The sequence below is a fragment of the Alkalithermobacter thermoalcaliphilus JW-YL-7 = DSM 7308 genome, from assembly GCA_001584565.1.
In the GTDB taxonomy this organism is placed as follows: domain Bacteria; phylum Bacillota; class Clostridia; order Peptostreptococcales; family Peptostreptococcaceae; genus Alkalithermobacter; species Alkalithermobacter thermoalcaliphilus.
Map to the genome: position 1 here is coordinate 1,356,749 of LSFY01000001.1, position 11,635 is coordinate 1,368,383.

Sequence of the window (11,635 nt, forward strand, 5' to 3'; positions counted from 1 at the left end):
CCCTTATTTTGAAATAACTTTTATAAAATTATAAGCACTACTTACTTTATTTCTTGCATCATCTAATGTATCAGCTATAGCAGTAACATGTCCCATTTTTCTTTTTGGATTTGTTTCACTTTTTCCATATATGTGAAGACTTACACCTTCTATAGATAGAGCATTGCAAACTCCAACTACTGTAGGTTTTCCTTTATATCCATCTTCTCCTAAAATATTTCTCATAACAACTGGCCTAACTAAACTCACATCTCCAAGGGGTATGCCTAATACACTCCTTAAATGATTTTCAAATTGCGAAGTTACGCACCCTTCTATAGAATAATGACCCGAGTTATGAGGCCTTGGCGCAACCTCATTGACTAAAACATCTCCATCTTTGGTTATAAACATTTCTATACAAAATATTCCAATATCATCAAATAAATTCAGTATATCCTTAGAAATATTTATCGATTTTTCATATTCATCCTTCGTTATATCAGCAGGAACAGATGTCTCAAACAGTATACTATCTTTATGAACATTTTCTCCTACTGGATATATCTTTATATCGTTATTAATTCCTTTACAACATATAACAGAAACTTCTTTTTTGTAAGGAATATATTTTTCTATATATAAAGGAATTTTTCCTTCACCAAGCTCTTTATAAAAAATATCTATTTCATTTTGACTTTTAATCAAACTGTTGCCTTTTCCATCGTATCCACCAAGTGCACTCTTTAACATAACAGGATATCCAAATTCTTTAGATACTTTTTCTATATCATCTATACACTTAATTTCTCTAAAATCTCCTACAGGAATATTATTTTCTTTGAAATATTTTTTTTGACTATACTTGTTTTGAATTATACAAAGAGTATTAGGACTAGGATATATTCTAAATCCCTCATTTTCTAAATTCTTAAGTATATTTGCATTTATGTGTTCAAATTCATAAGTTACAACATCAACTTTGCTAGCTAATTCTCTTAAAGCATTCTCATCATAAAAGCTTGCTATGATATGTTCATTAGCTATATAACTTGCAGGACATTTAGGATCAGGATCTAAAATTACAGTGTATACCCCCATTTTCAATGCTTCAATTATAAGCATCTTCCCAAGCTGTCCACCACCTATTATCCCTACCTTTTTATTTAGCATAAATATCCCTCTCTTTATTCTAGTAACATAGTTACAATACTTTAAGATAACCTATATATTAAATATTAACATTCATAATTATATGTAGTCAACTTTATTGTTTATATTTTTATTTTAGTTCGTATTTAACCGAACTTTTATTTATATTTTTTATTTTTTGTATTGACTTATAACCTTTCCTATATTATCATCTATATGTCAAACGGCAAAGTTCCATATAATTCGCATAATAAGGATGCGAAGTTTCTACTAGGCGACCGTAAATCGCCTTGCTATGGACTAAATACTTATTAGTCAAAAGGAGGATACATAATGGAACTTGTTAAACAACGTATTAAAACTTCTATTTTAGAAAGAACTTTCGAGCTAAGTAAGCATAATACAGATGCTAAAACTGAAATACTAGCAGGTATGACAACATTTATGACAATGGCTTATATCTTAATAGTTAACCCTAGCATATTATCTGCTACAGGTATGGACTTTGGAGCATTATTTACTGCAACTGCCTTATCTTCAGTTGTAGCAACTCTTATAATGGCACTTTATGCAAACCTTCCATTTGCTTTAGCTCCTGCCATGGGACCTAATGCATTCTTTGCTTTTACGGTAGTTTTAGGAATGGGTTATTCATGGGAGATGGCTTTAACTGCAGTATTCTTAGAAGGTATAATATTTATAATTCTTTCTTTCTTTAATGTAAGAGAAGCTATAATAAACTCGATTCCTATAGGCATAAAAAAAGCAGTTTCTGCTGGTATAGGACTATTTATAGCGTTTTTAGGACTTTTTAATTCAGGAATAGTTGTAAGCGGAATGTTTCACGTTGGAGATGGAAAGTTAGATGGAATACCATTAACTATTGGACATATATCTTCTGGATCAGGTCTTTTAGCTATAATAGGAATTATAATAACAGGATTTTTATTAGCAAAAAATGTTAAAGGAGCTTTACTTTTAGGTATATTAATTACAACAGTTTTAGGAATCCCTATGGGAGTTACTACACTTCCTGAAGGTTTAAAATTTATAAGCACTCCTCCATCTTTAAGTCCTATAATGTTTAAATTTGAATGGTCAAATATATTTTCTATAGATATGCTTGTAATATTATTTACTTTCTTATTTGTTGATATGTTTGATACTGTAGGAACTTTAGTTGGAGTTGCTACTAAAACTAATATGTTAGATAAAGACGGTAATATTCCAAATGCAAAACAAGCTTTATTTGCAGATGCAATAGGAACTACAATAGGAGCTTTTTTAGGAACTAGTACAGTTACAACTTATGTTGAGAGTGCTTCAGGAGTTGCAGATGGCGGTAGAACAGGCCTTACTGCTTTATCTACAGCTATGATGTTTGCAATAGCTTTATTTTTATCTCCACTTTTCATAATGATTCCAGCAGCTGCTACTGCACCTGCATTAATATTAGTTGGTCTATTTATGATTTCTCCTGTTAAGGAAATAGACTTTGATGATTTTACTGAAGCTATCCCAGTATTTTTGACTATAATAATGATGCCTCTTACTTATAGTATAGCTGAAGGTATCGTGTTTGGTATGTTAAGCTATGTTATACTTAAGTTATTGACAGGAAGACAAAGAGAAGTATCTAAAGTTATGTATATAGTATCTTTTATGTTCTTAATAAAAATAATACTTGGATAAAAAAGGGCAGATCTGCCCTTTTTAAAATTTAACTTAGATCAATCCAGTATCTTTGGAAAACCTCTCCATTTTCTATTTCTTCAGAATCTAAAATTCCACCATTATTGAGTATTACTTTACTAGATCCAATATTATTTTTATCACAAGTTATTAAAACTTTTGGTATACCTATAGTTTTGCATATATTAAGTGCTAAGGATAACATTTGTGTAGCATATCCTTTTTTTCTTTCACTAGGCCTTATACCATACCCTATATGTCCGCCTCTATAAAGTAATTTTTCGTTGAGCCTATGCCTAATATCAATAGCACCTAGAATTTTGTTGTTTTCATTTATTAACCAATAAGTTGAACATTCTACAAAACCATCTTTAAGTCCTATACCATTACTATATCCATTTATTTTCTCTACCATTTCATTAAAATCAGTTGTATTAAAATTCAAACTCCAAGGAATAAGTTCCTCGCCTGACTCTTTCCATTCTGATATCATATCTAAAAATTCACTTTTAAAACTAGTATCAGGTTTTATTAGCCTTACCATAACATATCCCCCTTAAGATTTAAGTCTTTTAAAGTTCTACATAAAAGTATTAAAAACCTTCTAATATGGTACAAAATATCCTAATTTTTAATAGTATAAATATAAGATTTCCTAAAATAACAGGAGGTGAGATTGTGAGCTTTATAGTAGAAATAAAAGATCTTTCAATGACATACTACACTTTAAACGGAGAGCTTGAAGTTTTAAAAGATATAAACTTAACTGTAAAAAAAGGGGAAATTTTAGCTCTTGTAGGTCCTTCTGGCTGTGGAAAGTCCACAATTATGAATATATTATCAGGCCTTTTAAAACCTACTAAGGGGCAAGTTAATATTAGTGGAAAAATAGGATATATGTTTCAAAGAGATTGCCTTTTAGAATGGAGAACTATAATGGACAACATCAAAATCGGTCTTGAAATACAAAAAAAACTAACCAATGAATCAATAAAAAGGATAGAACACCTTTTAAAAACATATGGACTTTGGGAATTTAAAGATAGCTACCCTAGACAGTTATCTGGTGGAATGAGACAAAGGGTTGCTCTTATCAGAACACTTGCAGTTAATCCAGATATACTTCTTTTAGATGAACCTTTTTCTGCTCTTGATTATCAAACAAGACTTTTAGTTTGCGATGATATAACTAAAATAATAAGAAGAGAAAATAAAACTACTATAATTGTAACTCACGATATATCAGAAGCTATATCTATGGGTGATAAAATAGCTGTTTTATCCAAAAGACCTGCTACTATAAAAAGTATTCACGATATAATTTTGAGTGTAAATGAAGTTAAAACTCCTATGTCAGCTAGAGAAGCTCCTGAATTTAAAGATTATTTTAATATGATATGGAAGGAGCTGGAGATAGATGATAAAACAAGACTACTCTAAAGAATATATAGAGTATATAAATTCTATAAAACTAAGAAAAATTAAAATAAATATATACAGAATTTCTATATTGATTGCATTTCTTGTTCTTTGGGAGGTTTTGGCTAATCTAAAGATTATTGATCAATTTTTGTTTAGTAAACCTTCTGCTATATTGACTTTGATGATAAGGTTTTTTAAAACCGGAGAAATATTTAAGCACATAGGAATTTCCTTTTACGAGACGGTTATGGGATTTACATTAGGTACACTAGGAGGAATAATTATAGCAATTATTCTTTGGTGGAATGACCTTCTTGCAGAAATTCTAGATCCTTTCCTTGTTGTATTAAATGCACTTCCTAAAACAGCACTTGCTCCTATAATAATTGTCTGGGCAGGAGCTGGAGTAAATGGGATAATTGTTATAGCTGTAACCATATCTATAATAGTTACTATCCTTTCAGCATATAACTACTTTAAGACAGTAGATGAAGAAAAAATTAAAATGCTAAAAAGCTTTGGAGCAAACAAATATCAAATATTAGTTAAATTAATTCTTCCTTCTAACATAGGTAATATAATCAATATTATCAAAATTAATATAGGTCTTTCTTGGGTTGGTGTAATAGTTGGAGAATTTTTAGTTTCTAGATACGGCATAGGATACTTGATAGTTTATGGAGGTCAAGTTTTCAAGCTAGATCTTGTAATGATGGGTGTTATAATACTTGCAGTATGTGCACTTTTTATGTATCAATTTGTAAACATAATAGAAAAAAAGATTCAAAAATACTAAAAGGATGCACAAAGCATCCTTTCTTAGTTTAATAATTATGTTTTTTTCTACCTACTATACCAGTAAATAAAGCACCAAGTAAAGCAGGAGCTATCCAAGAAAAACCTTGATCCGACAGAGGAAGTCTCTTTATTATATCGAGAATACTGTATACTCTGACCCCAGCAGCCGACAACGCTTCAAATATACTTATGCATACAGCACCTATAACTGCTCCTGGATATACTGCTTTATTAGGTATATATCTATCAAATAAATTCATTATTATTAATATTATAACAACAGGATAAACAGTAACTAGTAAAGGTATGGCAAGCCCTACTATTTTTTCTACTCCAAAATTAGAAATTATTGTACTAAATACTATTATCACAGTTACTATAGATTTATAACTTAATTTACCATTTGTTAGACTATTAAAAAACTCTCCACAAGTTGCTGTAAGCCCTATTGATGTAGTTAGACAAGCTAACGATACAGCAATTCCTATAGCTACTTTTCCTGCATTTCCTAATATAGCATTTGTAATTTGAATTGTTAATTCTGTTTTAGAAATATCAAAATCAAACATTTCACTTGCAGTTGAACCTAAATACATAAGTCCACCATATACAAATGTAAGTCCTAAGGCTGCAACTATTGCAGACATTACGGCAAGTTTTATTTGCTCATCTTTTTTAGTATATCCTTTAGATACTAAGGTCTTTATTATTATTCCTCCTATTACTATAGACCCTAGTGCATCCATAGTTTGATATCCTTCTGTAAATCCTGTTGAAAAAGGGTTTTCTATTCCTGTATTAACAAGATCTCCAATAGGGTTTGTAGCTCCTTTAAATATAATTACAGATAATATTATTAATAAAGTAGGTGTTAAAAACTTTCCTATTGTATCTATAACAGATGAGGGCTTTATAACTAAAATATAAGTTATAAAAAAGTATATTATCGATGCAACTATTGGACTAAAGTTAGGAAATATAGGCTTTATACCCATTTCAAATGTAGTTGCACCAGTTCTAGGTATTGCAAGAAGCGGACCTAGTGCAAGCATTATAATAGTTCCTAAAATCTTACTAAAAGTTGGACTTACTTTATCTGCTAAGTCAGATAGTCTTCCACCTGCCTTAGATACAGCTACTATTCCAAGCAGTGGCATACATATTCCTGTTAAAAAGAACCCTACAAATGTAACCAACCATCTATCTCCACTTATAAATCCTAAAAAAGGGGGGAATATCAAGTTTCCTGCGCCGAAAAACATAGCAAATAAAGCAAAGCCCACAATCACTACATCTGATATTTTCTTTATCACAAGTTTTCACCTCCGGCTATCTTAAACCTACCTTCAAGTTTGATTTTAAACTTTAGATAATATTTTATCAATAGGTTTAGTAATATCCGGAATATATGAAATAAATAAATTATTCGTAAAATTTAACTTTTAAGTCCTTGTATCGTTTTTTTGAAAGAGCTTTTACTACTATTATGACATACTATAACTGGTATATTTCTTTTTTTAGCTTCTTTTGAAACTGTACTTGCTATTTTATGAGATATTGTATCTGTAAATATTAAGATCCCATCACTTTTTCCTACTGACTTATCTATATCATTTCTTCCATAAGTATAAACTTTAGCTTTTATACCAACTTTTTTAGCTTCATCTATGTAAATTCTCTCCATTCTATCATGTCCACCAAATATAACTATACTCATAATTATCCTCCTTCAATGATATTGATAATTATTATTAATTAGATTATATATTACCAATATAACAAAGTCAATACTTTTTGAATATATTGTCTAAGGGGTGTTTTTATGAAAATAGGATTAGCTCTATCTGGTGGAGGAGTAAGAGGGGCTGCTCATATAGGGGTTCTTAAAGTTTTAGAAAGCTATGGAATAAGACCTGACTTTATAGCTGGAACAAGTAGCGGTAGTATTGTAGCATCTTTATATGCTCTTGGATATTCAGTAGAAGAAATAGAAAATTCTACTTATCTATTTAACGACTTTATAGATATAGATTACTTTGGTTTAATAAAAGCTATATTATTTTTCAAAAAAAGCAAAATAACAGGGATACTAAATGGGGATAAATTAGAAGAAAGCCTCAATAAGTTAATGAACAACAAAAAAATGTACGAAACTAGAATTCCTCTTGCTGTTACAGCTGTAGATATTAACAATTGTAAAAAGATAGTATTTTGCTCTAAGCAAATATTTGACATAGCTGTAAACTATGAGCTAATTACAGATATTGCTATTTCAGATGCTGTTAGAGCAAGTTGTTCTATACCTTTAATTTTCAAACCAAAGATGATAAATATAAACGACAATCTCGTAAGACTTGTAGATGGTGGTGTATTAGATAATCTTCCGCTAGAAGTTTTAATACACATGGGTGCTGATAAGGTATTAGGAGTGAATTTAGGTTATAACGGTATGCTCAGAGAAGATGTTGACAACGGATTTGAAGTTTTAGGCCAGTCTTTAGATATAATGATGTATGAAATAACAAAACTAAGATATAATAAATATTCTAATATTTCATATGTTATGAATCCTGAAATTTGGGATGTAGGACTTTTAGATAAAGAAAAAATAAATGAATGTATATATAGGGGCGAGATTGCAGCTAAAAGACATATAAATGATATATTAAATTTCTTGAAAAAGTAGCAAGGATAACCCTTACTACTTTTCAAGTCTTTTTTCTAATTCTTTTCTTTGTTCTTCGTACCCTGGTTTTCCAAGTAAAGCAAACATATTTCTTTTATAATCTTCAACTCCAGGTTGATCAAATGGATTAACTCCTAAAATATATCCACTTATAGCACAAGCTTTTTCAAAGAAATATATTAAATATCCAAAGTGATATTCGTTAAGATGTGGTATATTTATTATTAAGTTTGGAACATTTCCATCTGTATGAGCAAGCAATGTACCTTCAAATGCTTTTTTATTTACAAAGTCTACTGTCTTTGACGCTAAGTAATTTAAACCATCTAAATCTTCATTTTCTTGTTTTAAAATTATATCTCTTGTGCAGTTTTCAACATTTAATACTGTCTCAAATAGATCTCTTCTTCCATCTTGTATATATTGTCCCATAGAATGTAAATCTGTTGAAAAATCTACTGACGCTGGGAATATTCCCTTTTGATCTTTTCCTTCACTTTCTCCATAAAGTTGTTTCCACCACTCTGCGATATAGTGTAGTGAAGGCTCATAGTTTACCATAAGCTCTATATTTTTACCCTTATTGTGAAGAATGTTTCTAACAGCAGCATATTGATAGCAATAGTTTTGTTTTAAATCTGGGTTTGAATATTCTTTTAGAGCATCTTGCGCTCCTTGCATTATTTTGTCTATATCAGCTCCAGAAACAGCTATTGGCAGTAATCCTACAGCAGTTAAAACTGAGAATCTTCCCCCTACATCATCTGGAATTACAAAAGTTTCATAACCTTGTGCATCAGCAAGTTTTTTAAGTGCTCCTTTTTCTTTATCTGTTGTAGCGAATATTCTATTTTTAGCTTCCTCTTTTCCATATTTATTTTCTAAATACTCTTTGAATATTCTAAATGCTATTGCAGGCTCTGTTGTTGTTCCTGATTTTGATATTACATTTATACATACATCTTTATCTTTTATAATATCTAACAGATCCATCATATATGTAGAGCTTATATTATGCCCAACAAAGTAAATTTCTGGTCCTTTTCTTTCTTCTTTAGAAAGATTGTTTCTAAATGTATGACCAAGCATTTCTATTGCAGCTCTTGCTCCTAAGTAAGATCCTCCTATACCTATTACAAGAAGTACATCGCAAGTATCTTTTATCTTTTGAGCTGCTTTTTTTATTCTTTCAAATTCTTCTTTATCGTAATCTAAAGGAAGATTAAGCCATCCTAAAAAGTCATTTCCTGGACCCTTTTTTTCATGAAGCATATCATGAGCTTGTTTTACAAGTGGCGCTATATACTCTACTTCATGATCTTTTACAAATTTACTCGCTTTTGAGTAGTCAAAAGTTAATTTTTCCATATTAGTTCCTCCTATTTAATCTTTGTTTCATATAGATCTGATCTTTTATGATTTAGTATCGGAAGCTGTTTTCTTACCTTACTAATATAATCTAAATTTATATCGCTGTAAAGTATTCCTTCTTTTTCATCTAAAGAACCTACTGTATTTCCAAGGGGATCTATTACTTTGCTATGACCATATACAACATAAGATTCTTTACAATCTCTAGCACAACTTACACCTGCTATATAGACCTGATTATCTATTGCTCTACTTTTCAAAAGTATATCCCAGTGCATAGGACCTGTTATAGTATTAAATGCAGCAGGAATTATTATAAGTTTTGCTCCTTTTTGCTCCATTATTCTAAAAATTTCAGGAAATCTAATGTCATAACATATGCTAAGGCCTATTTTGCAATACTGTGTATCAAATACTGTTATATTGTTTCCATATGAAAATATATCTGATTCCTTATTTGTAATTTTTCCATCTATTTCTACATCATATAAATGAACTTTTCTATGCTTTGCTATAATATTTCCTTGTTTATCAAATACATATGATGTATTGTAATATTTGTCATTTTCTTTTTCAGGGATAGACCCTGCAACTATATATATATTATTTTCTTTAGCTGCTATAGATAACTCGTTTAGAATATAGCTATTTTTTTCTTCTTGTGCATAACTTTTAAATAATGACTTTCTATACGGGCATATAAACATTTCTCCAAAACAAACTAAGTCTGCTTTATTTTCTTTAGCTTCCTTTATGTAACTTATTGCTTTATTTAGATTTTTGTATTTATCATCTTCTACTTTTATTTGACAAAGTGCTATTTTAAACATGCGTTATCCCCCTTTGCAAAAAGAGATAGCCAATTAGCTATCCCTTAACTTTATTCATATTTACTAGCATCTATAACAGCTCTTGCTATATTTGAAGCATGATCTGCTATTCTTTCCATATTACTTATTAAATCTAAGAATATTACCCCAGATTCTGCATTACATGAACTTGTATTTAATCTATATATATGATTTGTTCTACAAGTCTTTTCCATTATATCTACTTGTTCTTCCATTTTTATTACATTAAATGCTAAATCTATATTTCCTGTTTTCATACATTCTAATGAATATTTATAAGTATCTAAAACTTTAGTATACATTTTCTTTAAATCTTGTATAGCTTCTTCAGAGAAAGGAAGATCTTTTTCTATGGCAACTAAAGCAAGTTCTGCTATATTATCTGCGTGATCTCCTACTCTTTCTATATCATTTACTGTATGGAATAATCCATTTATCATCTCTCTATTTCTGTGAGACATAGCTGTATTTGAAAGTTTTATCATATAGTTTATTATAGCTTTTTCTAATTCATTAACTATTCTTTCTTTTTCAAAAGTCTCTTTTACCTTTTCTTCTGATTTATTGAAAAATCCATCCATAGCACTTTCAAGTGAATTTCTAGCTAATTTACCCATACGAAGACATTCTCTTATTCCATTTTCAAGAGCAATTGATGGAGTTTGAAGTATTCTATCATCAAGATATTTTGTAACCTTATTTATATCTTTTTCTCCTTCTTCTTCTGGAAGAATAAGCATTACAGCCTTAACTAAAAGTGCAGCAAATGGGAATTGAATTATAACATTTATAAAGTTAAACAGTGTATGTGTATTTGCTATTTGTCTTACTACATCATTTGGACTTAGTGATACAACCAGTGTTCTTATAGGTATAACTAATATAGTTGCAAACAGTACTGTTCCTATAATATTAAATATTAAGTGAATTAAAGCAGCTCTTTTTGCATTTTTATTTGCTCCTATACTAGATATTAATGCTGTAACACAAGTTCCTATATTTTGTCCATATAAAATAGGAAGTGCTGATGTAAGCGGAACTAGTCCTTGAGATGCTAAAGCCAAAAGTATACCCATTGACGCTGAGCTACTTTGAACCATAACAGTAAGTGCAAATCCCATAAGTATTCCAAGTATTGGATTATGACCAAAACTTACTAGTAAATCTTTAAATGCTTGTACTTCTCTTAGTGGCTTAACTGCCTTACTTAAATATCCCATACCAATAAATAATATACCAAATCCTATCAGTACTTCAGCTACTTGTTTTGTTTTTGGCTTGTTACTAAATAGATAAAGCATCATACCTAGTCCAACTACTATTGGTGCTATATCTTCAAGTTTAAATGCCACAAGCTGAGCTGTTATAGTTGTTCCTATATTAGCTCCCATTATAAGTCCTACTGCTTGAGTTAAATTCATTATACCTGCGTTTACAAATCCAACTACCATAACAGTAGTTGCACTACTACTTTGAACTACAGCAGTAACAAATGCCCCTACTATTATTCCTGTCAAAGTATTTTTTGTTAGAAGCTCAATTATTCTTTTAAGTTTGCTTCCTGCAACTTTTTGAAGACCCTCTGCCATTAAGTTCATTCCATAAAGAAATAACCCAAGGCCTCCTAATACTCCAAGTAATATTTGTAAAGCCATAAATATCCTCCCTTTAGGTATTATAGTCA

At 30.1% G+C, this 11,635-nt stretch carries 11 protein-coding genes and 1 riboswitch; of the genes, 4 read left to right on the forward strand and 7 right to left on the reverse strand.

The annotated features are described in order from the left end of the window. Window positions 1-3 precede the first annotated feature (3 nt). Complete coding sequence (locus JWYL7_RS07095; protein WP_066070992.1) at window positions 4-1,152, reverse strand: 5-(carboxyamino)imidazole ribonucleotide synthase; 1,149 nt, start codon at window positions 1,150-1,152, stop codon at window positions 4-6. A 193-nt stretch (window positions 1,153-1,345) separates the two neighbouring features. Next, a riboswitch (purine riboswitch) is annotated at window positions 1,346-1,447 on the forward strand. 17 nt (window positions 1,448-1,464) lie between these two features. Between JWYL7_RS07095 and JWYL7_RS07100 the strand changes: the two genes are divergently transcribed. Continuing rightward, the gene (locus JWYL7_RS07100) at window positions 1,465-2,823 is read left to right on the forward strand and encodes an NCS2 family permease (RefSeq protein WP_066070995.1); all 1,359 of its coding nucleotides are present in this window, start codon (window positions 1,465-1,467) and stop codon (window positions 2,821-2,823) included. 28 nt (window positions 2,824-2,851) lie between these two features. On the opposite strand, the gene JWYL7_RS07105 is transcribed toward JWYL7_RS07100, so the two are convergent. Then, entirely contained in the window at window positions 2,852-3,367 is a 516-nt protein-coding gene (locus tag JWYL7_RS07105; protein ID WP_066070998.1) for a GNAT family N-acetyltransferase, read from the reverse strand. A gap of 134 nt (window positions 3,368-3,501) precedes the next feature. Between JWYL7_RS07105 and JWYL7_RS07110 the strand changes: the two genes are divergently transcribed. Then, window positions 3,502-4,263, forward strand: a complete 762-nt coding sequence (locus JWYL7_RS07110) for an ABC transporter ATP-binding protein (RefSeq protein WP_066071001.1) — start codon at window positions 3,502-3,504, stop codon at window positions 4,261-4,263. Further along, on the forward strand, window positions 4,241-5,041 hold the full coding sequence (locus JWYL7_RS07115) for an ABC transporter permease (RefSeq protein ID WP_066071004.1): 801 nt from the start codon (window positions 4,241-4,243) through the stop codon (window positions 5,039-5,041). Before JWYL7_RS07110 ends, JWYL7_RS07115 begins: the two co-directional genes overlap by 23 nt. Before the next feature lie 28 nt (window positions 5,042-5,069). On the opposite strand, the gene brnQ is transcribed toward JWYL7_RS07115, so the two are convergent. Both brnQ and JWYL7_RS07125 read right to left on the reverse strand, forming a co-directional pair. Continuing rightward, entirely contained in the window at window positions 5,070-6,356 is a 1,287-nt protein-coding gene (brnQ, locus tag JWYL7_RS07120; RefSeq protein ID WP_066071007.1) for a branched-chain amino acid transport system II carrier protein, read from the reverse strand. Between the two features lie 122 nt (window positions 6,357-6,478). Continuing rightward, the gene (locus JWYL7_RS07125) at window positions 6,479-6,760 is read right to left on the reverse strand and encodes a DUF2325 domain-containing protein (RefSeq protein WP_066071010.1); all 282 of its coding nucleotides are present in this window, start codon (window positions 6,758-6,760) and stop codon (window positions 6,479-6,481) included. 105 nt (window positions 6,761-6,865) lie between these two features. Between JWYL7_RS07125 and JWYL7_RS07130 the strand changes: the two genes are divergently transcribed. Continuing rightward, on the forward strand, window positions 6,866-7,729 hold the full coding sequence (locus JWYL7_RS07130; RefSeq protein WP_066071014.1) for a patatin-like phospholipase family protein: 864 nt from the start codon (window positions 6,866-6,868) through the stop codon (window positions 7,727-7,729). A 15-nt stretch (window positions 7,730-7,744) separates the two neighbouring features. Here the strand turns inward: JWYL7_RS07130 and JWYL7_RS07135 are convergent, their stop codons facing one another. The 3 genes from JWYL7_RS07135 to JWYL7_RS07145 are packed head-to-tail and all read right to left on the reverse strand — an operon-like array spanning window position 7,745 to window position 11,606. Further along, a complete protein-coding gene (locus tag JWYL7_RS07135) occupies window positions 7,745-9,097 on the reverse strand; it encodes a glucose-6-phosphate isomerase (protein ID WP_066071017.1) in 1,353 nt (450 codons plus the stop codon). A gap of 11 nt (window positions 9,098-9,108) precedes the next feature. After that, window positions 9,109-9,930 carry a carbon-nitrogen hydrolase family protein gene (locus JWYL7_RS07140; protein WP_066071019.1) on the reverse strand — a complete coding sequence of 274 codons (822 nt, stop codon included), beginning with the start codon at window positions 9,928-9,930 and terminating at the stop codon, window positions 9,109-9,111. A 50-nt stretch (window positions 9,931-9,980) separates the two neighbouring features. Then, window positions 9,981-11,606 carry a Na/Pi cotransporter family protein gene (locus JWYL7_RS07145; protein ID WP_066071024.1) on the reverse strand — a complete coding sequence of 542 codons (1,626 nt, stop codon included), beginning with the start codon at window positions 11,604-11,606 and terminating at the stop codon, window positions 9,981-9,983. Window positions 11,607-11,635 lie beyond the last annotated feature (29 nt).

Bases quoted from the DNA above. Each gene is read 5' to 3' on its own strand.
- JWYL7_RS07095 (WP_066070992.1), bottom strand. From the start codon at position 1,152: ATGCTAAATAAAAAGGTAGGGATAATAGGTGGTGGACAGCTTGGGAAG.
- JWYL7_RS07100 (WP_066070995.1), top strand. From the start codon at position 1,465: ATGGAACTTGTTAAACAACGTATTAAAACTTCTATTTTAGAAAGAACT.
- JWYL7_RS07105 (WP_066070998.1), bottom strand. From the start codon at position 3,367: ATGGTAAGGCTAATAAAACCTGATACTAGTTTTAAAAGTGAATTTTTA.
- JWYL7_RS07115 (WP_066071004.1), top strand. From the start codon at position 4,241: ATGATAAAACAAGACTACTCTAAAGAATATATAGAGTATATAAATTCT.
- JWYL7_RS07125 (WP_066071010.1), bottom strand. From the start codon at position 6,760: ATGAGTATAGTTATATTTGGTGGACATGATAGAATGGAGAGAATTTAC.
- JWYL7_RS07130 (WP_066071014.1), top strand. From the start codon at position 6,866: ATGAAAATAGGATTAGCTCTATCTGGTGGAGGAGTAAGAGGGGCTGCT.
- JWYL7_RS07135 (WP_066071017.1), bottom strand. From the start codon at position 9,097: ATGGAAAAATTAACTTTTGACTACTCAAAAGCGAGTAAATTTGTAAAA.
- JWYL7_RS07140 (WP_066071019.1), bottom strand. From the start codon at position 9,930: ATGTTTAAAATAGCACTTTGTCAAATAAAAGTAGAAGATGATAAATAC.
- JWYL7_RS07145 (WP_066071024.1), bottom strand. From the start codon at position 11,606: ATGGCTTTACAAATATTACTTGGAGTATTAGGAGGCCTTGGGTTATTT.